This is a genomic window from uncultured Streptomyces sp., from assembly GCF_947488945.1.
In the GTDB taxonomy this organism is placed as follows: Bacteria; Actinomycetota; Actinomycetes; order Streptomycetales; family Streptomycetaceae; genus Streptomyces.
Genome location: NZ_CANLBS010000039.1, coordinates 1 through 22058, shown reverse-complemented (window position 1 = coordinate 22058; position 22058 = coordinate 1). Strand labels below are relative to the sequence as shown.

Here is a 22058-nt window from a genome sequence, read left to right as displayed (position 1 = left end):
TGCGCCGAGGGCACCTGCTCGCTTGTCCACCAGTGCCGCTGCCTCTGTCCATGCGCACCGTCTACCACTACGCCTCAGGCGCCATCTGAAGGCGATTCGGTCCAGGTGGCGGAACCTGCCGCCGGGGAAGGTTGCGGTGAGCGTCCCCGCCGTACTGCGTCACGACCAGCGCCTGGCCGACATGGCCGGCGGCGACGGCGTGTCCGAGTCCACCGTCCGCCGCTGGCGCGACGAGCTGATCGGACTGCTCGCCGCCCAGGCGCCGCGCCTGGACCGTGCCCTGAGGAGGGTCGCCGAGCAGGGCAGGGAGGTGGTCCTGATTGACGGCGCCCTCATCTGCACCCTGCGTCGAACCGGGAGGGCCGGCCGGCGGAGCTATGCGGCCGGGGTCCCCGCGGACCAGACCGGCATCGGTACGGGCATGTACAACACCTTCAAGACGCTGGCGGGCGCCGATGTCCGGGGCGGTGTTCGCGGCGCTCTGGAATCAGCATCTGCTGGGGGTCCCGATCCCCGGCGTCAAGCTCTCCAACGAGCACGGCTACGTGCTGGTGTGGGCCTGCTGCGCCAGGTCGCCCTCATCGGTCTCCTCGTCTCCGCCCCGCTGCCCTCGGCTGCTCGGCGGAAGCAGGCAGAGGCGCTGGACGCGTTGGTGGCAGACCCCGCCACGGCCTGAGTCCAGGCCGACCGGCAGTCGGGAGACGAGTCTCCCGACTGCCGGTCGCCGACGTCGTATGTGCCCGGGTCGTGGGACCGCTTCCTGAGAATTCGGTGGGGATCCCCGTGTGCGTCAAGCGCCAACCCCGGTAAAGGGCAGAGCAATGCGCACCGCACATCCCTTACGATGCGGGCGGGGCGCGGTCGGAATAATTCTCTTGAACAGGAAGCACACGAAGTGAGCAAAAACCTGGCCGAAATCGAGATCGACCGCATCCGGTGGGAAGATTTCCGTACCCTTGACGGCCGGGCGAACGAGGTGCCCCGTGCACTGCGCCGCTTGTTCGCGGCCGGAGGCGAGGACGAGGTCATGGGCGCCTACTGGGAACTCGAGAACGTCGTGGTGGTGCAGGGAAAGTTGCACAGTGCGGCGCTGCCGACGGTCTCCGTCCTCCTGGCAGGTCTTCTCGATGAGATGTCCGCCGACGCCCGCGATGCCGTGGTGGAACTCCTCCTGCAGATCGTGACGGGCGAATCCGACAAGGACGAAGTCGCCCTGGGGAATGCCGATCTCGGCGACCAGTGCAGGGCAGCCGCACGGAATGGTTTGTGGCTCGTCTACCGCGAACTGGGAACCCGGCGCCGGGAAATGGCGGAAGCCGTCCTCGAGCACATCGAGAACGACAAGCCGAGGCTCGCCGCATATCTGGCCGGTCTCCGAGGCAAGTAGCGTGCGAACCCTTCGGCCTGCCGGCTGAAGCAGGCCTGCCGGCCGAAGCAGCAGGGCCGCCCCGGGAGTCCGGCCCGTCTTACCGGCGCAGCCCGGGCCCCCGCCCCTGGTCGCAGCCGTCCCGGCCCGGTGCCGTCCGGGACCCGCGATGGTGGTGCGGTCACGGCTCCGGCATGCCGACGCGGCCCGGCGGGCCACGAGGTCCCGGTTCGCCGCTCCCGCCGGGCAGGCGTCAGGTCGACTCGCGCACCACGAGTTCGTTCGGCATGATCACCGGCGTTGTGGGGCCGCCGTCGATCAGGCCGAGCAGCAGGTGGACGGCGGCGGTCGCCTGGTCGGCCATCGGGCTGCGCACCGAGGTCAGCGCGGGGGTGGTGTAGGACGCGGCCTCGATGTCGTCGAAGCCGATGACCGCCACGTCGTCCGGGACGCGTCGGCCCGCCTGGTGCAGGGTGCGCAGGGCTCCGATCGCCATCAGGTCGTTGGCCGCGAACACCGCGTCGAGGCCGGGATCGTCCTCCAGGAGCTGGCGCATGGCTTCGGCGCCGGAGGTCCTGGTGAAGTCGCCCAGTGCCACGATGGAACGCCGACCGGTGTCGCGCAGCGTCTGACGGTAGCCGTCGAGACGTTCGCGCGCCTCGAAGAGTTCGAGCGGGCCGGTGATCGTGGCGATCCGGCGCCGCCCGCGCTCCAGGAGATGACGCACGGCCAGGGCCGCTCCGCCGGCGTTGTCCAGCGCCACGTACGGGACGTCCTGTGCGGAGGTGCGGTTGAAGGACACCACGGGCAGACCCTGCCGGGCCAGTGCGGCCGGCAGCGGATCCGTACCGTGCAGGGCGACCAGGAGCACCCCGTCCACGTGCCCGCCGGCGATGTACCGCACCACCCTGGTCCGGCTCCGGTCCGATTCCGCCAGCATGAGGACGAGCCGTTTGCCCGCGTTCTCCAGCTCTCTGCTGACAGCGCGGACCACGGCGGAGAAGAGCGGATCGTCGGAGACGACCCCCTGGGGCGGGTCGGAGACCACGACGGCGAGGGTGTCCGTACGGCGGGTGACGAGATTGCGCGCCGCACCGTTGGGGACGTAACCCAGTTCGTGGACGGCACGCATGACGACGTCCCGGATCTGCGGGGCGACCGTCGTCTCGCCGTTGATGACACGGGAGACGCTCGATTTGGACACGCCAGCCCGGGCGGCGACCACTTCGAGAGTAGGGCGTCTCATACGGGTCCGTCCTCCGTGCCGTCGCCCGGGTTCCTGCGCGGAGCGGGTTTTCTCATCGGGGCGACCTCCGGCTGCGTCATGGCGATGGACAGCAGCGTATCCGCAGGCCGGAGCGGTCGGAGCAACGCGCGGGCACGTCCTGCCCGACGTCGGCGCCGCGAGCGCCGACGCGCCGTGGGGCCGACGAGAGACCGTTCCCTGAGAGCGCCCCGGCCACGGCGGTGCTTTTTTTACGAGGTGAAAGAGGCCTTGACAGCCCTTACCGGCGCCTCCATTCTCCGTGTCAGGGAGCGCTCCCTGACCTCCCCCACTTAAGGAGTCGCCCGTGTCAACGCTGCTGCGCCGCTTCGCCTTACTCCTGGCCCTCGGGGCCTCCCTACTCGCTTTCACCGCCCTCCCCGCCCCCGTGGCCCAAGCGGCGGAGGTCCTGCTCTCGCAGGCCAAGCCGACTACCGCGTCGAGCACCGAGGGCCCTTTCAACGCTCAGAGCGCCGTCGACAACGACCCCGGGACGCGCTGGTCCAGCGCCTTCGCCGACCCTCAGTGGATCCAGATCGACCTCGGGGCGAGCGCCGGGATCAGCCGGGTCGTCCTCAACTGGGAAGCCGCCTACGGCAAGGCGTTCAGGATCGAGGTGTCGAGCGACGCGGCGAACTGGACCGTCCTCCACCAGACGGCCACCGGCACCGGCGGCGTCCAGAGCCTGGCCGTCTCCGGCACCGGCCGCTACGTGCGGATGTACGGGACGCAGCGCGCCACGCAGTACGGCTACTCGCTGTGGGAGTTCCAGGTCTACGGCACCGCCGGCGGCGGTCCCGGTGGCGACGCCGGCAGGCTCCTGTCCTACGGCAAGCCGGGCGCTGCTTCCTCTTCCCAGAGCGACCAGAACTGCTGGGAGTGCACGCCGGCCAGGGTGTTCGACCGGGACCCGGCCTCCCGCTGGGCCACCAGCCCCACCACGGGATGGACCGATCCGGGCTGGATCTCCGTCGACCTCGGCGCGACGGCGCAGATCGACAAGGTCGTCCTGCAATGGGATCCCGCCTACGCCAAGTCCTTCCAGATCCAGGTCTCTTCGAACGGCGTCGACTGGACACCGATCTACTCGACGACGTCCGGCACCGGCTTCAAGCAGACGCTGGCCGTCTCGGGCACCGGCCGCCACGTGCGGATGTACGGGACACAGCGCGCCACCCCTTACGGCTACTCGCTCTGGGAGTTCCAGGTGTACGGCACCGGCGGCAGCCCGATACAGCCCCCGCCCCTGCCGAGTGACCCCGCGAACCCGCCGCGGCTCGTGTGGAGCGACGACTTCGACGGCGCCGCGGGCGGCAAGCCCGACGCGTCGAAGTGGAGGGCCGATCCGGGCACCGGGCCCAACAACGAGCTGGAGTACTACACCGATCACCGCAACGCCGCACTGGACGGTTCGGGACACCTGGTGATGGAAGCACGCAGGGAGGCCACCGCCGGAGCGTCGTGCCCGCCCGATCCGCTGGGCGGCAGCACCACCTGCCAGTACACCTCGGCACGGATGAACACCGGTGCCACTTTCCAGTTCACCTACGGCCGCGTCGAAGCACGGATCAAGGTTCCCAAGGGCAACGGCCTGTGGCCCGCGTTCTGGATGATGGGCGCCGACTTCCTGACGGGCCGCCCGTGGCCGTACAACGGCGAGGTCGACATCATGGAGATCCTCGGCAAGGACGTGAAGACCGCGTACTCGACCGTCCACGCACCCGCGTACAACGGCGGAGGCGGAATCGGCTCGCCGTACACCCTGCCGGGGAACGCCGACTTCTCCGACGACTTCCACACCTGGGCCGCCGACTGGAACAGCAGGGGCATCACCTACAGCCTCGACGGCCGGACCGTCTTCACCCTCGACAAGGACCAGGTGGAGCAGACGCGCGGGCCGTGGATCTTCGACCACCCCCACTACATGATCCTCAACCTGGCGGTCGGAGGCGACTGGCCCGGACCGACGGACGCCACCACCCCCTTCCCCGCCAAGATGCTCGTCGACTACGTGCGGGTCTATCAGTAGACCCCCGCACCCGACTGCCCCGCCGAGGCGCTCCCCCGCCCCGGTACTCCGCCGCCCCGGTACTCCAGCACCCCGGCGTGCGCGGTGCGCACGGTGCGCCCGGGTCGCTCCGCCCGTTCGTCGGGGCGGCCCGGTCCCTCTCGAACAACGCGGGAGCCGGCCGCCGGCCGGCTCCCGCTCCTCCCGTCGCCGTGCCCGGGCGAACAGCAGGTCTTCACCCCCCGATGCCCCGATGCCCGTAAGGAAGTGACATGCGCAGACATCCCGTTCCTCTGTACACCCTGATGGTGAGCGCTCTGGCGGTCGTACTGGCCGCTGCCCTGAGCTTGACCGTCGCGGTCCCCCAGGCCCAGGCCGCCACGGTCACGGTCCAGGCCGAGTCCTACGCGGCCCAGTCGGGCGTCGCGTGGGAGGCGACCGCGGACACCGGCGGCGGGCAGAACGCCGCGTTCCTCGCCGACGGCGACTGGATGCGCTTCGACAACGTCGACCTCGGCGCGGCCGGCCGGCTGACGGTGTCGGCCCGGACGGCTTCGGCCGCCGGCTCCGGCACGGTGGAACTGCGTACCGCCGCTCTGACCGGACCGCTGCTCGCCGTCATACCGGTCTCCCCGACCGGCGGGTGGCAGAACTGGTCGACCCGGACCACCGAAGTCACCACCCACCCCGTCGGTGCGCAGACGGTGTTCGCCGTACTGCGGGGCGCGACACCCGGCGACTTCGTCAACATCAACTGGTTCTCTTTCGCCGACGCGGGGGGCGCGGCGGCCGGCTGGGTCCCCGTCGACCAGGCCAAGTGGAACGCCCAGCTCGCGGAGTTCCGCGCGATGACGCCGGCCGCGGTGCCCTCGGGGGTGGTCCGGGTTCCGGAGTTCAACGCCACCTGCACCTACAGTCACTCCAAGCCGGACGACCCCATCGTCCTGCCGGGTCTCCCCGGCGCGTCCCACATGCACAGCTTCTTCGGCAACAGGAGCACCGACGCGTTCTCCACGACCCAGTCGCTGCTGGCCCACACGCCGACCAGTTGCACCCCCGCCGCCGACCTCTCGGCGTACTGGATCCCCACCCTCTACGAGGGTGACAAGGCGATCGAACCGGAGGGCATGATCGTCTACTACGGTTCCCGGCTCACCGACCCGTCGGCGACCGTTCCCTTCCCGCAGGGATTCCGCATGATCGCCGGCAGCGCCAAGACGCAGACGCCGACCCCCGCGGGCTCGCCCGGCCAGTTCTGGTGCGCCGGTGCGGGCGGCGAGATCGGGCGCAGCGCCGACGGCAACTGGCCGCGGTGCGCCCCCACGGCCCACCTCACCCACCAACTGGTCTTCCCCGACTGCTGGGACGGCAAGAACCTCGACAGCCCCGACCACACGTCGCACGTGGCCTTCACCTACGACGGCAAGTGCAGCGGCGCCTACCCCGTCGCCATCCCCAACCTCTCCTTCGTCACCAGTTACCCGACCAGCGGCAGCGCCGACGGCTTCCGGCTGGCTTCGGGCATGGCATCGTCGATCCACGGCGACTTCTTCAACGCCTGGGACAACGCCGCTCTCGGGCACCGCGTGAAGGACTGCGTCAACCAGAAGGCCAAGTGCAACTCCGCCGGCACGTTCTGACCCTGTGGTCGGCCGGCGCCGTGGCCATGGCGCTGCCGGCTGTCGGCTGCACCCCGCAGCCGACAGCCGGGGCACCGGGAGCGACGGCCTTCAACGCCACCGACAGCGCCTGGATCCTGTTGATGATCCCGATGGCCGAGCGTGCTCGGCAATTGACCGAGCTGGCCCCCTCCCGCACGGCGGACCCGGCTCTGGCCACCTTCGCGGCGGACACCGGATCGGCACTCCGCGCGGACCTGCGCCGGCTGCGCGCGGTGCTGCGGCTCTCGGGCGTCCCCGACACCCGCCCCCACGAGGGGCACGACATGCCGGGAATGGTCAGCCTCGGCACCCTCCAGAAGGCGGCCGGCGCGGACGGCCAGGCATTCGACCGGATCCTCACCGACGCGCTGCGCGCCCACTTCACACAGTCCCGGAAGCTCTGTGCCGGCGAGCGGAGCCGGGGCCGGGCGGACCCGGCGAAGGAGTTGGCCGCCTCCCTCGCGAAGAGCACGGCCGCACGGACCTCCCGGCTGGACAGGGTGCGGGCGGCTCGTTCGCTGCCGTGACCGCAGGAGCCGGCTCGGACCCGCCGTGGTCCCGGCCCGGACGGTCCGGGCCGGGACCACGGCGGGGCGGTCAGCCGTACGGAGCCGGGCCGGCCGCCCTCACCCCAGGCGCAGGTGATGCAGCATCAGCAGCCCCGCCGCCATGTTCGCGGCGGGGACCTCGCCGCGGGCGATCATGTCGGGGACGAGTTTCAGGGGGATCCACTCGCGGCGGGAGGATTCGAAGGCGTCGGCGGGAGGACCGGTGTAGGTGGCCTCGGCGGACCAGTAGAGGTGGTGGCGGGCGTCGGTGAGGCCGTTGGAGGGTTCCACGGTCATCAGCGGGCGCAGGGTGCCCGGCCGCCATCCGGTCTCCTCCTCCATCTCGCGTGCCGCCGCGGCGACGACGTCCTCGCCGTCCTCGACGACTCCGGCCGCGAACTCCCATCCCCAGCTGCCGGTGATGAACCGGTGCCGCCACAGCAGCAGCACCTCGTCCGCGTCGTTGACGACGGTGGCCGCCGCGACGGCCCGCAGCCGGATGACGTAGTGGTCGAGGTGCCGCCCGTCGGGGAGGACGACGTCGGCGAGGTTCACCCGGAACCACTGGTTGTCGTACACAGTCTGTTCGTTCAGATTCGTCCACTGCACAGCTCTGCCACCTTTCGAGGGATAGGTGGCAACATGGGATCAGTGACGGGCCGTCAGGGAAACGCCTGGCCGGGGGTGCGCCGGAAGCTCACAGGGGCACGCTGAGCGCTTCCCGGATCGTCTCGGCGGCCCGCGCCGCCTCCGCGCTGCCACTGGCCCGCAGGTCCGCGCCGACCGACCGCATCCGGTCCCGCAGCCGCCGCGACTCCATTCCCCGGGCGCGTTCGGCCATCTCCGACGCGGTGCCGGCCGCCCGGTCCGCCTCGCCCTGGCGCAGTTCGACCTGGGTCAGCATCGCCAGCCGGTGGACCCTGCCCCGGTCGTGCGCCGGGGCGCGCACCGCCGAGGCCGCGTGCTCCCGGGCGCCGTCCAGATCGCCGAGGCTGAGCAGCGCCTCCGCCACCTGGACGTCGACCAGTCCCGGCTGCACGTACCCCGTCTCGTCCGGTTCCCCGCCCGGCCGGATGCGGTCCGCCCGCGACTCCGCCCGCCGGATGCACTCCAGCGCCGCGGGCCCGTCGCCGAGCCGGGCGTACGCCTTGGCCTGCATCGCGTACAGGTCGGCCGCGAGCGCGGGGGTCACGTGCGGGCCCGCCGCGCGGAGCGCCGCCTCCGCGAAGGCCACGCAGCGCCGGTGGTCGGCGAGGTGCAGCGACTGGTTGACCAGGAGCGCGATGACGTAGCCGCCCATCGCCCGGTCGCCGCTCGCCTTGGCCAGCCGCAGGGCCTGGTGGAAGTACCGCTGGGCCATGCCGTGCGCGTCGGAGTCGTAGGCGCAGATCCCCGCGAGCGCGACCAGGCCGGCGGTGGCGCGGTGCAGTCGGCGGCCGGTGGGGTCGTCGTAGCCGGCCCGCAGCAGCGGCGCGGCGCCGCCGTTGAGGAAGCCGACCACCCGGGAACGGGTCGCCAGGCCGCCGGCCCGGCGGTAGAGGTGCTCGTAGTGGACGCGCGCGGCGCGCAGTGTCTCCAGGTCGGCGTCGCAGACCCTGCGGTCGCCGGGGCGGGAGACGTCGGCGTCCTCGGGCGGGTTCTCCCACTCCCACACCGGCATCACGGCGGCGGTACCGGTGACCGCCGGCGCCGCCGCGGGGCCGGGGCCGGGCCGGTCGTCCGTGCGCCAGAGCGCGGCGGCCCGGTCGACGAAGCCGGTCAGCGTGCCGGCGGGTGCCGCGGTGTACGGGCCGGTGGCGCCCATGCCGATGTCGTCGAGGGTCACCGGGCGGCCGAGGCGGCCCGCGAACACCTCGCAGAGCAGGTCGGGCACCTCGCCCCGGGGTCTCTGCCCCTTCAGCCACCGGGCGACCGCGGTGTGTTCGTAGCGCAGTTCCAGTCCCCGGGCCCGCCCCGCCCGGTTCACGCGGCCGGCCAGCCCCGCCCGGGAGACGCCCGTCTCCTCGATCAGGGACTCCAGCAGGATGTTGGGTTCCATGGCCCCTCCCCCCAAGTCTTCGCCCAGTTCGCTCGCGGGTGCCGTCGTCGCAGGTTCTGTCGTCGCACTGACGTACGGCCGCCGAACCTCCGGTATACGGGATCGCGGGCGACAGGACCCCATGCCGCCCGTTCACACGGGGTGTGAACGGTATGCCCGAACCATCCTGCTGTGCGCCCTGCCGCCGTGGGGCCGAAATCGCTTGACTGGTCCTCCCGCAGGAGGTGGCGGACCGTCGCAGCTCCCCCTCGAACGGCTCGACGGTCCGCTTCCGCCCGCCCCGTCCTGCCGACCTGCCCGACACTCCTGGCAGGACGGGGCGCGCGGGACCGCACGACCCACTGCCCGACGAAGAGGAGGGCGGCCGCGGGCCGACGGGGCCGCATGCTTCCGGCCCCCCGGCCGGCACCGTGTGCGGTCGGCCGTCCTGCGGGAACGGGAGAGGGGCGCCATCCGTGACGGATGGCGCCCCTCTCTGCCGTACGACGACTGCTAGGCCCCGCGCAGCACCGCTCCGGTGCGCCCGGCGGCCAGCGCCACGGCGGCGTCGCGGGCGGCCGAGGCCTCCTCGACGGTCAGCGTGCGGTCCGCGGCGCGGAACCGCAGGGCGTACGCCAGGGACTTCTTGCCGGCGCCGATCTGCTCACCGGTGAACACGTCGAACAGCCGCAGCGATTCGAGGAGTTCACCCGCGCCCTCGCGCAGCGCGCGCTCGACGTCGGCGGCCGGAACGTCGTCCGCCACGACCAGGGCGACGTCCTGGGTCGCCACCGGGAAGGTGGAGATCCTGGGCGCCCGCAGCGGCCCCTCCGAGGCACGCTCCAGCACGTCGAGGTCGACCTCGGCGGCACTGGTGCGCTCCGGCAGGTGCAGCGCCTTGACGACCCGCGGGTGCAGTTCGCCCGCGTGGCCGAAGAGGGTCTCCTCGCCGTCCACGGTGACGTACAGCGCGGCGCAGCGGCCCGGGTGCCAGGGCTCGTGGCGGTCGGCCCGGACGACCGGCTCCACGCCGGCCTCCCGTGCGACGGTCCGGGCTGCCTCGACGGCGTCCGCCCAGCTCGACGGACGGCCCTTGCCCCACCAGCCGGCCTGCTCGCGGGCGCCCGCGAGGACGACGGCGGCGCGGCGCGGCTGACGCGGGAGCGCGGCGTCGAGCGACGCGATCTCCTCGTCGGTGGGCCTGCGGTCGACCGGCAGCCGCACCGGCTTCGTCTCCTCGCCGCTGGGGCGGAAGACGAGACCGGTCTCGAAGAGCGCCAGGTCGTGGCTGCCGCGGCCGTCGTTGCGCCGCAGCGCGCCGAGGAGTCCGGGCAGCAGCGTGGTGCGCAGCGCCGGCTCCTCGTCGGAGATCGGGTTGACCAGCTCGACCGTGCGGCGGCGGGCGTCGTCCGCGTCCAGACCGAGCTGGTCGAGGACGGCGGGGCCGATGAACGGGTAGCTGAGCGCCTCGACGTAGCCCGCGCCCGCGAGCGCCCGGCCGACGCGGCGGTGCAGCCGCTGCCGTTCGGTGAGGCCGCGGCCGGAGGGCGGGGTCGGCAGCGTGGAGGGCAGGTTCTCGTAGCCCTCCAGCCGGATGACCTCTTCGGCGAGGTCGTTGGGGGCGCCCAGGTCGGGACGCCAGGACGGCACGGTGACGATCAGCTCGTCCTGCCCGTACACGTCGCAGCCGACCTCCTGGAGGCGGCGGACGACGATCTCGCGGCCGTACGCGACGCCGGCCACCTTGTCCGGGTGGTCGGCGGGCATCGCGATGGTGCGCGGCGCGGACGGCGCGCTGATCTCGGTGACGCCGGCCTCTGCGGTGCCCCCGGCGAGCAGCACCAGCAGGTCGACGGTGCGCTGCGCGGCAGCGGCGGCGGCCTGCGGGTCGGTGCCCCGCTCGAAGCGCCTGGACGCCTCGGAGGACAGCTTGTGGCGGCGGGCGGTGCGGGCGATCGAGATGGCGTCGAAGTGCGCGGCCTCGACGACGACGTCGGTGGTGGCCGCGGCCTCGTCGCCGTCGTCCGCGATCTCCGTGTGGGCGCCGCCCATGACGCCCGCGAGGCCGATGGGGCCGCGGGCGTCGGTGATGACCAGGTCCTGGGCGTCCAGCACCCGCGCGGTGCCGTCCAGGGTGGTGAGCTTCTCGCCCTGCTGCGCGCGGCGGACTCCGATGGTCCCCTCGACGCGGTTGCGGTCGTAGGCGTGCAGCGGCTGGCCGAGCTCCAGCATCACGTAGTTGGTGATGTCGACGGCGAGCGAGACGGGACGCATCCCGGCCTTCTGCAGCCGGCGCTTCATCCAGATCGGCGAGCGGGCCTCGGGGTTCAGGCCGGAGACGGTGCGCGCGGTGAACCGGTCGCAGCCCATCGGGTCGGCGATGGAGACCGGGTAGCCGTGCGCGTTGGGCGCGGGCACGTCCAGCAGCGCCGGGTCGCGCAGCGGCAGGCCGTACGCGATGGCGGTCTCGCGGGCGACCCCGCGCATCGAGAGGCAGTAGCCGCGGTCCGGGGTGACGGCGATGTCGAGGACCTCGTCGACCAGCTCCAGGAGCTCGATCGCGTCGGTGCCGACCTCGTGCTCCGGCGGCAGCACGATGATGCCGTGCGTGCCGTCGTCGCCCATGCCGAGCTCGTCGGTGGAGCAGATCATGCCGTGCGAGGTCTTGCCGTACGTCTTGCGCGCGGCGATCGCGAAGTCGCCGGGCAGGACCGCGCCCGGGAGGACCACGACGACCTTGTCGCCGACGGCGAAGTTGCGGGCGCCGCAGACGATCTCCTGCGGTTCGCCGGTGCCGTTGGCGGTGCCGACGTCGACGGTGCAGAAGCGGATGGGCTTCTTGAAGCCCTCCAGCTCCTCGATGGTCCGTACCTGTCCGACGACCAGCGGGCCCTTGAGACCGGCGCCGATCTGCTCGACGGTCTCGACCTCCAGGCCGACCTCGACGAGCTTGGCCTGTACGTCACGGCCGGTCTCGGTCGCCGGCAGGTCGACGTACTCCCGCAGCCAGGAAAGCGGGACGCGCATCAGATCTCCATCCCGAAGGGCCGGGTGAACCGGACGTCACCCTCGACCATGTCTCGCATGTCTTCTACGTTGTGGCGGAACATCAGCATCCGCTCGATGCCGAAGCCGAAGGCGAAGCCGCTGTACTTCTCGGGGTCCACGCCGCAGGCCACCAGGACCTTGGGGTTGACCATGCCGCAGCCGCCGAGCTCGATCCAGCCCTCGCTGCCACAGGTGCGGCAGGGTCGGTCCGGGTTGCCGACGGACTCGCCGCGGCAGACGTAGCAGACCATGTCCATCTCGGCGGACGGCTCGGTGAACGGGAAGTAGTTGGGCCGCAGCCGGGTCTTCATGTCCGGCCCGAAGAGCGCCTGGACCATGTGGTCGAGGGTGCCCTTGAGGTCGGCCATGGTGAGGCCCTCGTCGACGGCGAGCAGCTCGATCTGGTGGAAGACCGGGGTGTGCGTGGCGTCGAGCTCGTCGGTGCGGTAGACCCGGCCGGGGCAGACCACGTAGACGGGGGGTTTGCGGCTGAGCAGCGAGCGGGCCTGGACCGGCGAGGTGTGGGTGCGCAGCACGACCCCGGACTCGTCGCCCTCGGCCGGCCGGCCGTCCTCGGTGGTGCCGCGGACGAAGAAGGTGTCCTGCATCTGCCGGGCCGGGTGGTCGGGCACGAAGTTCAGGGCGTCGAAGTTGAACCACTCCGCCTCGACCTCGGGGCCCTCCGCGATCTCGTAGCCCATGGCCACGAAGACGTCCGCGACGCGCTCCATGAGGGTGGTGAGGGGGTGGCGGGCCCCGGCCTCGGCGCGGTCGTAGGGCAGCGTGACGTCCACCGCCTCCTCGACCAGCACGCGGGCGTCCCGCTCGGCCTCCAGCTCCGTCTGGCGCGCGGCCAGGGCCTTGGAGACGGCGCCGCGGGCCTGGCCCACGCGCTTGCCCGCCTCGGCCTTGGCCTGCGGCGGCAGGGCGCCGATCTCGCGGTTGGCGAGCGACAGGGGCGAGGTTCCACCGGTGTGCGCGGTCTTCGCCTGGGCGAGCGCGTCGAGGTCGCCCGCGGCGGCGAAGGCGGCGAACGCCTCGTCCCGCATGCGCTCGATCTCTTCCGGTTTCAGTGCCTCGACCTCGACTGGGTCGTACGACTTGTTCGGTGCCGACATCTCTTCCCGTGCTTCCGATTGGCTGATACTGCCCGTATCGGGGGACACCCCCGGACCCCCGTCGCCCGGCTCGACGGCTGGCGGACGCAAAGGTGCCAAAGGTCGAGTCTAAAGGGTTGCGGCGTGACGCCGTCGCCCGTGGCCGCTCAGACGAGATACGCCGGAGTGCTCACGGGCAGGACGAATCGGAATTCCGCACCGCCGCCGGGCGCCCGGTCGACGGTGATCGCCCCGCCGTGCGCCTCGACGATGCCCTTGACGATGTACAGCCCGAGGCCGGTGCCGCCGCGCTTGCTGCCCCGCCAGAAGCGGGTGAAGACGCGGCCCATCGACTCCTCGGGGATGCCGGGGCCCTCGTCGCTCACGGTGACCGCCGTTCCTGTCTCGTCGCTGTTCGCCGGGGCGGGTGCGATATCGATGGTGACGGTTCCCTCGCCGTGGCGCACCGCGTTTTCCAGCAGGTTGCCGAGGACCTGGTCCACCTTGTCCGGGTCCGCCCAGAGATCGGGCAGCGGACCGCGGGTGCGGACCAGGAAGCGGTCGGCGGCCTGGCCGCCGGTGATCAGGGCGTGGACGTGCCGGGCGACGGCGGCGGTGATGTCGACGGGCTGGCGGCGCAGCTCCAGCCGGCCGGAGTCGATGCGGGAGATGTCGAGCAGTTCGGCGATGAGCCGGGTCACGCGGCCGGCGTCGGCGTCGACGGTCTCCAGCATCAGCCGCTTCTGGTCGTCGGTGAACCGCTCCCACTTCGCGAGGAGCGTCGCGGTGAACCCCTTCACCGAGGTCAGCGGGGAGCGCAGCTCGTGGGCGACGGTGGCGATGAGGTCGGAGTGGCTGCGCTCGGTGCGGCGGCGGGCCTCGGTCGAGCGCAGGGACACCACCACGCGGCGCACGGGCCCGGTGGGGCGCTCGCGCACGTACTTCGCGGACACCAGCACCTCGCGGTTGCCCGGCAGGAGCAGGTTGCGCTCGGGCTGGCCGATGCGGGTGGCGAGTCCGCCGTAGGGATCGGTGAGCGTCCACCAGCGGCGGCCCTTGAGGTCTTCGAGGGGCAGGCCCTGGTCGAGCGGGGCGCCGAGGGCGACCGCGCCGGGGATGGCGGTGATCCGGGTGGCGGCGGCGTTGAAGCAGACGATGCGGCCCGTCTCGTCGGCGACCACCAGTCCGTCGGGCAGGTCGTCGGGGTGGACCGCGCCGACCGCGTGGGCGGCGGGTTCGCGCGCGGCGTCCTCCTCCGCGCGTGCGCGCGGGACCGTCGCGTCCGTCCGTCGCGGCCTGCTCATGCCGACGGTCATATTGACGTACCCCACCTCTCCCACGGTGCAGTGGGCCCCCGAGAGCGTCACCCTACTAGTCGTCAGGGAATCGCGGACACCCTCCCGGCGCACCGGAACCGGCGACCGGAGTGCGAGGCGCGGAGCGGCGCGCGAAGGCCGTCAGCGTGCGCCCCTCGGGCGCTGGGCGCGCGCGGAGGCGTACAGGCAGACGGCGGCGGCGGTGGCGAGGTTGAGGCTCTCCGCCTTGCCGTGGATCGGGACGCGCACGACGGCGTCGGCGAGCGCGCGGGTCTCCTCCGGGAGCCCCCATGCCTCGTTGCCGAAGACCCAGGCGGTGGGCCCGCCCATGGTGCCGGCGTCCAGTTCGTCGTCGAGGTCGGCGGTCCCGGCCCCGTCGGCGGCGAGGACCCGGGCGCCCGCGGCGCGCAGCCCGGAGACGGCCCGTTCCACCGGCACGCCGACGGCCACCGGCAGGTGGAACAGCGAACCGACCGACGCCCGAACCGACTTGGGGTTGTACAGGTCCACCGAGGCGTCGGTGAGGACCACCGCGTCGGCGCCCGCCGCGTCCGCGCAGCGCAGTACCGTGCCGGCGTTGCCGGGGTCGCGGACGTTGGCGAGGACGGCCACCAGGGTGGGCTTCGCGGCGAGGATCTCCTCGAACGGCGAGTCCAGGAAGCGGCAGACCCCGATCAGGCCCTGCGGGGTGACGGTCTGCGACACGTCGGCGAGCACCTCCGCGTCGGCGAGGTGGACCCGGGCACCTGCGGCGTGGGCGGCGTCGATGATCTCCTCGTACCGCTCGGCGGCCTCGACGGTGGCGAACAGCTCGATGAGGGTCGGGGCCCCGTCCCCGCCCCGGTGCGCGGCGGCCTCCCGCACGGCCTGCGGCCCCTCGGCGATGAACCGGCGCTCCTTGCCGCGGAAGTTCCGCTTGGCCAGCCGACGGGCGGCCGTGACGCGCGTCGAGCGCGGGGAGATCAGTTCGGGGGTGCCCATGGTCGGCGGCTGGCCTCTCTGGTGCGGCGGGAAGGGGTCGCTGCCCCCTGGAGGGGCGGCGGGAGCGGGTCAACGCACCGGACCCGCAGACGGCGTGCGCCTGCGGGTCCGGTGCGTGAACCTGGAAGAGCGCCTGGGTCAGGCGGCCTTCGGGGCGTTGACGTCGCTCGGGAGGGCCTTCTGGGCAACCTCGACCAGAGCGGCGAACGCGTTGGTGTCGTTGACCGCGAGCTCGGCCAGGATCTTGCGGTCCACCTCGACGTTGGCGGCCTTCAGACCCTGGATGAGGCGGTTGTACGTCATGCCGTTCTGGCGGGCAGCGGCGTTGATGCGCTGGATCCAGAGCTGGCGGAAGTCGCCCTTGCGCTTCTTGCGGTCGTTGTAGTTGTAGACCAGGGAGTGGGTGACCTGCTCCTTGGCCTTGCGGTACAGGCGCGAGCGCTGACCGCGGTAACCGCTGGCGGCCTCGAGGATCGCCCGGCGCTTCTTGTGGGCGTTGACTGCCCGCTTGACGCGTGCCACTTGTTAACTCCTTGTAGCGGGGCCGGGGGTCGCGTCCTGCGACTCATCCCTGCCCGGAAACGAATGGGTCCCGGTGCCGAAGTCGTGCCCCCGGGGTCGTCGGGGGCACGGCCTCACTTGCCGAGAAGCTTCTTGACCCTCTTGGCGTCGGCCGGAGCCACGACGGTGGTGCCGGTCAGCGAGCGCGTCTTCTTGGACGACTTGTGCTCGAGAAGGTGGCGCTTGCCGGCCTTCTCGCGGAGCACCTTGCCGGAGCCGGTGATCTTGAAGCGCTTGCTCGTACCGCTGTGCGTCTTGTTCTTCGGCATGGCGCCGTTATCTCCTCGTCGGTGGCGCCCCTCCGGTGCGGGCACCGGCCTGCAGGGGCGTCAGATCTCTATCGGGATTCCAGGGGACCGGGAGCCGCCTGGACGGCGGCCCCCCGGATCACGCCTCGGAAGGTGTCTCGGACGGAGCCTCGGTGGCCTCGTCCTGAGCCGCCGGCTCGGACTCGGTGTCGGAGGCGTTGCCCTGACGCTCGGCCTTGCGGGCCGCCTGGGCCTCGCGCGCCTCGGCCATGGCCTCGGTCTTCTTCTTGTGCGGGCCCAGAACCATGATCATGTTCCGGCCGTCCTGCTTCGGGTTGGACTCGATGAAGCCGAGGTCCTCGACGTCCGATGCGAGACGCTGAAGCAGCCGGAAACCCAGCTCGGGGCGGGACTGCTCACGACCACGGAACATAATCGTGATCTTGACCTTGTCACCCTGCTTGAGGAACCGGACGACGTGACCCTTCTTGGTGTCATAGTCGTGCGGGTCGATCTTCGGCCGGAGCTTCATTTCCTTGATGACCGTGTGCGCCTGGTTCTTGCGCGCCTCACGGGCCTTCATGGCCGACTCGTACTTGAACTTCCCGTAGTCCATGAGCTTGCACACGGGCGGACGGGCTGTCGCCGCCACCTCGACCAGGTCGAGGTCGTACTCCTGTGCGAGCTCCAGGGCCTTGGCAAGCGGAACAATCCCGACCTGCTCGCCGCTGGGACCGACAAGTCGCACCTCGGGAACGCGAATCCGGTCGTTGATGCGGGGCTCGGCGCTGATGGATCCTCCTAGGTATCACCACACGACCGCCTGGCGGACAGCCGTGTAACGTCTTTTCGAAAGACCAACCGCAGCGGAGCATGAAAAATGCCCCGGACGGGACACAGGCGGGGCTCCTGGGGAAATACCGGAGCACCGCCGCGTCAACCGCGGGGCGCATCGGACAACTCCATCGTCCGTACGGAACGATGGCCGCTGTCTGACCGGTGACCCGCCGTCCCTGAGGACAGCCAGGTGGGAGATCGGAGCCTCCACTTGTGGGCCGGGCACATAGATGTCCGGCCGGTCGTTACACAAGGTTAGCAGCAGCCGCCCGCGGACGCTAATCCCCTGCCGCACGTGCCCGCCGGTCCCTCCTGGACGTGCCCGGCGTCACGTGCCCGGGGACGCCTCCCGCGCGCGGGAGGGGCGGTCGGCGGCCTTATCGTGTGGGACATGAGTGACGCGACCCCCAGCACCGCCCCCGGTACCGCCCCCGGTACCGAGCCCCTCGGCTACGACGACATGGCCCGCGACATCGCGGAGGTCCCCGCGGTCGAGGTGATCGTGACGGTCGCGGTCAACCTGATGAGCGCCGCCGCGGTGAAGCTCGGCCTCACCGAAGAGGGTGACGAGCACAAGGACCTCGACGAGGCCCGCAAGCTGGTCCAGGCCCTGGCCGGCCTGCTGGACGCCAGCGCCACCGAGATCAGCACCTTCCACGCCTCCCCGCTGCGCGACGGCCTCAAGTCCCTCCAGCTGGCGTTCCGCGAGGCGTCCCTGGTCCCCGACGAGCCGGGCCAGGGCCCGGGCGAGAAGTACACCGGGCCCGTCTGGGGCTGAACCTGCCGGAGCGCCTCGGCCTTGGGGCGAGGGCCGGGGCAGTCTGAACGCGGAGGAGCCCGCCGTCCCGTCGATGTACGGGACGGCGGGCTCCTCCGCGTCGTTCATGGGGCACATGGGGGCGTTCCGGGGGGCTCCGTTCGCAGGTGTTCCGGGGCGTTCGGAGCTGTTCCGGGGCGTTCGAAGCTGGTCCGGGGCATTCGGAGCTGGTCCGGGGCGTTCGGAGCTGCTCCGGGGAGTTCGGAGCTGCTCCGGGGAGTTCGGAGCTGTTCCCGGGCCTTCCGCTCGGGATACCGGGGAGGACGGCGGTTTCCGGTGACCGCTCCAGGCCCGATGCGGCGCGCGTCGGGAGCCGTCCGGGGCACCGGAGGTTGCCGGGGCGGATGTCCGGGGCGGGTGCGTCTGGGGCGGGTGTCCGGGGCGGGTGTCCGGGGCGGCGCGTGTCAGGGGATGTACATCAGCGGACGTACAGGGGGTCGCCGGAGGTGGGGGCGTCGGCGGGGAGCAGGGCCAGGTCGAGGCCCCGGACGAGCCGGGCCCGCAGCACCTCGCTGGCGGCCAGCGAGGCGGCGACCCTGCGGACGGCGGCCGTGGCGTCGGCCCCGGGGGCCAGGACCAACGCGACGATGCCGTCGGCGTTGCCCGGCCCGAGGTGGGCGCGGACCACGTCGGACTCTCCCGCGACGGCGTCCCGCACCGCGGTCACCACGGCCGGGTCCTTCAGCGGGTCGGCGTCGTTCCGCCCCTCCGCGAGGGCACGCAGCGCCGCTCCGGTCAGCTCGAAAACCACGGGCCCGGCGAGGTCCAGCACCAGGGTGTCGGCCTTCTCGTGCGCGGCGGCCTGGAGCGCCTGGTGCAGCGGCACGGCGACCGGCCGGGCCTGCGGGTCCCAGAGCGCGAGCGAGGCGGTGGAGGTGAAGGCGGGCAGAGCGCGCCGACCGCCGGCCTGGAGCGTCGGCACGGCCATGTCGCTGGTCTTCTCGCGGCGCAGCCCGTTCCCGTCCTCCTCGACCTCGCCGAGGACGGCAACGACGGGTACCAGCAGCCGTGCGTCCCGCAGGGCGGCGAGGACGGGGCCGACGGCGCCGCGGTCCTCGGACCAGGCGGCCAGAGCCGCGGTGAGCGCGGCCGGGGCGCTGCCGTCGTCGTCGGAGAAACCGGGGTCCGGAATGTTCTTGAGCTCCACGGGTCGAGCGTAGTGCTTCGGCTTTCTCACCCTGACGACAGGTTCGGCACAGACGTCTCTCAGACGCCGTTCCTACCGTGCGGGTCATGCCCCGACGACCCCGACGACGCATACCAAGACCCTCGCGGGCGGGCTCCCTGCCGCTCAGGGCCGAACGGCCCAGGTTCGGAAGGCCCAGGCCCGGAGGGCCCAGGTCCGGACGGTTCGCGCTGACCGCTTCCGTGACGGCGGCGATGGTGCTCGCAGGAACGACCGCCGGAGGCACGTACGTGGTGGCGCGCGGCTCGGATCGCCCGTCGGCCCCGGTGGCCTCCGTATCCTCCGTTTCGAGCACGCCGTCCGCGGCTGCGACGAGTGAGGAGCCCGAAGTGGATCTGGACGCGGAACTGGCCGCCGCGGTGAAGCCCTTGACCGGCGGTGCCCGGATGTCGGTGGCGGTGGTCGACGTGGGGACCGGGGCCTCGGCCTCGTACGCCTCGGCGGCCGGGGAGACCTTCGACACTGCGAGCATCGTGAAGGTGGACATCCTGGCGGCCCTCCTGCTGACCGCACAGGACGAGGGCAGGGAACTGACCACCGCGGAACAGGCGTACGCGAAAACCATGATCGAGAACAGCGACAACGCCTCGGCCACGAAACTGCTCGCCGTGATCGGCGGCGAGACCGCGCTCGACGCCGCCAACGAGCGGCTGGGCCTGACCGGCACGGTCGCCTCGCACGCCTGGGGTCTGACCCAGACCACGGCTGAAGACCAAGTAGCACTGCTGCGCGCGGTGTTCGCCACGGACGACGCAGAGAGCGGCACGGCTCCCGTGCTGTCGGCAGCCTCCCGCGGTTACCTCCAAGAGCTGATGAGTCAGGTCGAGGCCGACCAGCGGTGGGGCGTCTCGGCGGCCGGCACGGACGGGGTACTGAAGAACGGCTGGATGCCCCGCACGACGACGGGCCTCTGGGACGTCAACAGCATCGGCCGCGTCGCCGCCGACGGTCACACCTACCTGATGGCAGTGCTCAGCGACGGCCACACCACCCAGGCCGCCGGCATCACCCGCGTCGAGTCGGTCGCGAAGGCGGCGGTGGGGGTGCTGCACGCGGCTGTGGCGGGGTGAGCGGGACGCCGCGACCTGCGGTGCCCACGCAAGGAGTTGCCCATCTGCCGGGGGCATCCGGACAGAAACCGTAGACTCGCCGCACGACCGGAACGAGGCGACGGCACATGGCCTTGGCAGACTGGCAAAGAAGCGGCAAAGGCCTCCAATAACCCCAGGTCGCAAAGGGTGCTCTCCGCGCGAGCGGAGGTGGGCCGGAGCCGTTGTTGTCGCAGGTCAGGAGCCAACGGTGCTCTCCGCGCGAGCGGAGGTGGGCCGACTGGGGGGAAGCCGCCGCGACCAGGGCGTGTGTGCTCTCCGCGCGAGCGGAGGTGGGCCGACCGAGGATTGCACGGCGGGCCCTGCGACCGCGTGCTCTCCGCGCGAGCGGAGGTGGGCCGCGCCCTCCTACGTCGTCCTCCGGCTCTGCGAAGTGCTCTCCGCGCGAGCGGAGGTGGGCCGAAGGCCGGCACCCCCACCCCCGCGGCCCCCACGTGCTCTCCGCGCGAGCGGAGGTGGGCCGCTGACGTCACGGCGTCGCGGCGTCATGACGTCGTGCTCTCCGCGCGAGCGGAGGTGGGCCGGCAGAAGGCGTTCCGGGAGCGGAAGAAGGCGGGTGCTCTCCGCGCGAGCGGAGGTGGGCCGGGGTGGTTGTTCCTGCTGGACGACGAGCACCAGTGCTCTCCGCGCGAGCGGAGGTGGGCCGCGAGTTTGATCAGGGTCGGCAATTCGTCAATGGTGCTCTCCGCGCGAGCGGAGGTGGGCCGGTCGTGGCTGTCGCCTACCGCGAGGACTCCGGGTGCTCTCCGCGCGAGCGGAGGTGGGCCGTGGGCGGGCGGCATCTCGGACACGCTCGCCCTGTGCTCTCCGCGCGAGCGGAGGTGGGCCGTCCTCGCCGTGGGGGCCGTCATGGTCATCGCCGTGCTCTCCGCGCGAGCGGAGGTGGGCCGCTCGACGCGAACGCGATCAACGGCAAGGTCATGTGCTCTCCGCGCGAGCGGAGGTGGGCCGGGACGCGAGGGTGGCGGCCGATGCGGCCATGGGTGCTCTCCGCGCGAGCGGAGGTGGGCCGCCTCCCTCGGAGTGCGGCTGCTGACCGACCTGGTGCTCTCCGCGCGAGCGAGGTGGGCCGCTGATCAAGGAACTCGGCATCGCCCAGGACACGTGCTCTCCGCGCGAGCGGAGGTGGGCCGACGGCCCCCGAGGGCTTCTTCCCGGAGCTGGAGTGCTCTCCGCGCGAGCGGAGGTGGGCCGGCGCGGTCGGCGGTGTCCGGTGCGGCGTCCGCGTGCTCTCCGCGCGAGCGGAGGTGGGCCGCTCCTGATGACTCGCACGGGGCTCCGGCAAGTGTGCTCTCCGCGCGAGCGGAGGTGGGCCGAGCGCCAGCTCGTCGAGCGGCTCGATCCGGCGGTGCTCTCCGCGCGAGCGGAGGTGGGTCGGCGGTTTCGCCAGCGGAACGCGCGCCGGCCGAGTGCTCTCCGCGCGAGCGGAGGTGGGTCGCCGTGGGCGGTGAGGGTCTCCTCGGAGACGGCGTGCTCTCCGCGCGAGCGGAGGTGGGTCGCACCGGAGCCGCCGGACGCCGACGACGCCGCGGTGCTCTCCGCGCTAGCGGAGGTGGGTCGATCCGCAAGCGCCTCACGCCGGACCAGGCGCAGTGCTCTCTGCGCCAGCGGAGGTGGGTCGACGGCGGACGCGGACTTGTTCAGCAACGCGCCGTGCTCTCCGCGCGAGCGGAGGTGGGTCGCTGTGCAACTCGGTCGAGGCGTCCCGGCCGGGGTGCTCTCCGCGCGAGCGGAGGTGGGTCGTGCCGGTGGAGCCCCTTCCCGGCGTGACCATGGTGCTCTCCGCGCGAGCAGAGGTGGATTGCCCCCGCTGCTGGCCTACCCACGTGAGCAGGCGCATGCGCGATCGCCTGGCGAGAAGGACCTCAACTCGGGTCGTCCGCCGACGGTTTTTACATCGAGCGGCTACCGCAAAATGGTCCGGAACGCGGAAAACCCCCGTGCCACCAGGCACGGGGGTTCCCCACAAAAATTGTTCGGCGGCGACCTACTCT

Annotated in this window: 18 protein-coding genes and 1 CRISPR repeat array; of the genes, 7 read left to right on the top strand and 11 right to left on the bottom strand. The window is 72.1% G+C overall.

The window, feature by feature from the left end; genetic code table 11:
• Positions 1–136: 136 nt before the first annotated feature.
• Positions 137–676, top strand: a complete 540-nt coding sequence (locus Q0994_RS33030) for a hypothetical protein (RefSeq protein WP_299542245.1) — start codon at positions 137–139, stop codon at positions 674–676.
• Positions 677–895: 219 nt separating this feature from the next.
• Complete coding sequence (locus Q0994_RS33025; protein WP_299542243.1) at positions 896–1387, top strand: hypothetical protein; 492 nt, start codon at positions 896–898, stop codon at positions 1385–1387.
• Between the two features lie 232 nt (positions 1388–1619).
• On the opposite strand, the gene Q0994_RS33020 is transcribed toward Q0994_RS33025, so the two are convergent.
• A complete protein-coding gene (locus Q0994_RS33020) occupies positions 1620–2612 on the bottom strand; it encodes a LacI family DNA-binding transcriptional regulator (protein WP_299542241.1) in 993 nt (330 codons plus the stop codon).
• A 358-nt stretch (positions 2613–2970) separates the two neighbouring features.
• Here Q0994_RS33020 and Q0994_RS33015 point away from each other — a divergent pair, with 358 nt between their 5' ends.
• The 3 genes from Q0994_RS33015 to Q0994_RS33005 all read left to right on the top strand — a co-directional run bounded on the left by Q0994_RS33015 (position 2971) and on the right by Q0994_RS33005 (position 6826).
• The gene (locus tag Q0994_RS33015; protein WP_299542265.1) at positions 2971–4659 is read left to right on the top strand and encodes a discoidin domain-containing protein; all 1689 of its coding nucleotides are present in this window, start codon (positions 2971–2973) and stop codon (positions 4657–4659) included.
• Positions 4660–4910: 251 nt separating this feature from the next.
• A complete protein-coding gene (locus Q0994_RS33010) occupies positions 4911–6278 on the top strand; it encodes a DUF1996 domain-containing protein (RefSeq protein WP_299542239.1) in 1368 nt (455 codons plus the stop codon).
• Positions 6254–6826: a DUF305 domain-containing protein gene (locus Q0994_RS33005; RefSeq protein ID WP_299542237.1), complete on the top strand. Its 573-nt coding sequence runs from the start codon at positions 6254–6256 to the stop codon at positions 6824–6826. The genes Q0994_RS33010 and Q0994_RS33005 overlap by 25 nt, the downstream gene beginning before the upstream one ends.
• A gap of 99 nt (positions 6827–6925) precedes the next feature.
• Here Q0994_RS33005 and Q0994_RS33000 read toward each other — a convergent pair whose 3' ends face one another.
• From Q0994_RS33000 to infC, 9 genes are all read right to left on the bottom strand, one after another.
• Entirely contained in the window at positions 6926–7456 is a 531-nt protein-coding gene (locus tag Q0994_RS33000; protein WP_299542235.1) for an NUDIX domain-containing protein, read from the bottom strand.
• An 88-nt stretch (positions 7457–7544) separates the two neighbouring features.
• Positions 7545–8885 carry a transcriptional regulator gene (locus Q0994_RS32995; RefSeq protein WP_299542233.1) on the bottom strand — a complete coding sequence of 447 codons (1341 nt, stop codon included), beginning with the start codon at positions 8883–8885 and terminating at the stop codon, positions 7545–7547.
• A 492-nt stretch (positions 8886–9377) separates the two neighbouring features.
• Positions 9378–11891, bottom strand: coding sequence for a phenylalanine--tRNA ligase subunit beta (gene pheT, locus Q0994_RS32990; protein ID WP_299542232.1), 2514 nt, complete (start codon positions 11889–11891; stop codon positions 9378–9380).
• Complete coding sequence (gene pheS / locus Q0994_RS32985; RefSeq protein WP_299542229.1) at positions 11891–13030, bottom strand: phenylalanine--tRNA ligase subunit alpha; 1140 nt, start codon at positions 13028–13030, stop codon at positions 11891–11893. The genes pheT and pheS overlap by 1 nt, the downstream gene beginning before the upstream one ends.
• Positions 13031–13176: 146 nt before the next feature.
• Positions 13177–14325 carry an ATP-binding protein gene (locus Q0994_RS32980; protein WP_299542263.1) on the bottom strand — a complete coding sequence of 383 codons (1149 nt, stop codon included), beginning with the start codon at positions 14323–14325 and terminating at the stop codon, positions 13177–13179.
• A 141-nt stretch (positions 14326–14466) separates the two neighbouring features.
• Positions 14467–15306, bottom strand: coding sequence for an RNA methyltransferase (locus Q0994_RS32975; protein ID WP_299542227.1), 840 nt, complete (start codon positions 15304–15306; stop codon positions 14467–14469).
• A 138-nt stretch (positions 15307–15444) separates the two neighbouring features.
• Positions 15445–15828 (bottom strand): 50S ribosomal protein L20, encoded by a 384-nt coding sequence (gene rplT / locus Q0994_RS32970; RefSeq protein ID WP_299542225.1) that lies wholly within the window; start codon positions 15826–15828, stop codon positions 15445–15447.
• Between the two features lie 113 nt (positions 15829–15941).
• A complete protein-coding gene (rpmI, locus tag Q0994_RS32965) occupies positions 15942–16136 on the bottom strand; it encodes a 50S ribosomal protein L35 (protein WP_299542223.1) in 195 nt (64 codons plus the stop codon).
• A 118-nt stretch (positions 16137–16254) separates the two neighbouring features.
• Positions 16255–16908 carry a translation initiation factor IF-3 gene (infC, locus tag Q0994_RS32960; RefSeq protein WP_299542261.1) on the bottom strand — a complete coding sequence of 218 codons (654 nt, stop codon included), beginning with the start codon at positions 16906–16908 and terminating at the stop codon, positions 16255–16257.
• A gap of 435 nt (positions 16909–17343) precedes the next feature.
• On the opposite strand from infC, the gene Q0994_RS32955 reads away from it, so the two are divergent.
• Entirely contained in the window at positions 17344–17730 is a 387-nt protein-coding gene (locus Q0994_RS32955) for a DUF1844 domain-containing protein (protein ID WP_299542221.1), read from the top strand.
• Positions 17731–18187: 457 nt separating this feature from the next.
• Here the strand turns inward: Q0994_RS32955 and Q0994_RS32950 are convergent, their stop codons facing one another.
• The gene (locus Q0994_RS32950) at positions 18188–18916 is read right to left on the bottom strand and encodes an SseB family protein (protein ID WP_299542219.1); all 729 of its coding nucleotides are present in this window, start codon (positions 18914–18916) and stop codon (positions 18188–18190) included.
• A gap of 368 nt (positions 18917–19284) precedes the next feature.
• On the opposite strand from Q0994_RS32950, the gene Q0994_RS32945 reads away from it, so the two are divergent.
• Entirely contained in the window at positions 19285–20025 is a 741-nt protein-coding gene (locus tag Q0994_RS32945) for a serine hydrolase (protein ID WP_363325599.1), read from the top strand.
• Between the two features lie 168 nt (positions 20026–20193).
• A CRISPR array of direct repeats spans positions 20194–21868; the repeat unit is 29 nt; unit sequence GTGCTCTCCGCGCGAGCGGAGGTGGGCCG.
• Between the last annotated feature and the right edge of the window lie 190 nt (positions 21869–22058).

Excerpts from the sequence above, each read along its gene's own strand:
- rpmI (WP_299542223.1), bottom strand. The coding sequence starts at position 16,136 with ATGCCGAAGAACAAGACGCACAGCGGTACGAGCAAGCGCTTCAAGATC.
- Q0994_RS32995 (WP_299542233.1), bottom strand. The coding sequence starts at position 8,885 with ATGGAACCCAACATCCTGCTGGAGTCCCTGATCGAGGAGACGGGCGTC.
- Q0994_RS32975 (WP_299542227.1), bottom strand. The coding sequence starts at position 15,306 with ATGGGCACCCCCGAACTGATCTCCCCGCGCTCGACGCGCGTCACGGCC.
- Q0994_RS33010 (WP_299542239.1), top strand. The coding sequence starts at position 4,911 with ATGCGCAGACATCCCGTTCCTCTGTACACCCTGATGGTGAGCGCTCTG.
- Q0994_RS32980 (WP_299542263.1), bottom strand. The coding sequence starts at position 14,325 with ATGACCGTCGGCATGAGCAGGCCGCGACGGACGGACGCGACGGTCCCG.
- Q0994_RS32955 (WP_299542221.1), top strand. The coding sequence starts at position 17,344 with ATGAGTGACGCGACCCCCAGCACCGCCCCCGGTACCGCCCCCGGTACC.
- Q0994_RS33020 (WP_299542241.1), bottom strand. The coding sequence starts at position 2,612 with ATGAGACGCCCTACTCTCGAAGTGGTCGCCGCCCGGGCTGGCGTGTCC.
- pheS (WP_299542229.1), bottom strand. The coding sequence starts at position 13,030 with ATGTCGGCACCGAACAAGTCGTACGACCCAGTCGAGGTCGAGGCACTG.
- pheT (WP_299542232.1), bottom strand. The coding sequence starts at position 11,891 with ATGCGCGTCCCGCTTTCCTGGCTGCGGGAGTACGTCGACCTGCCGGCG.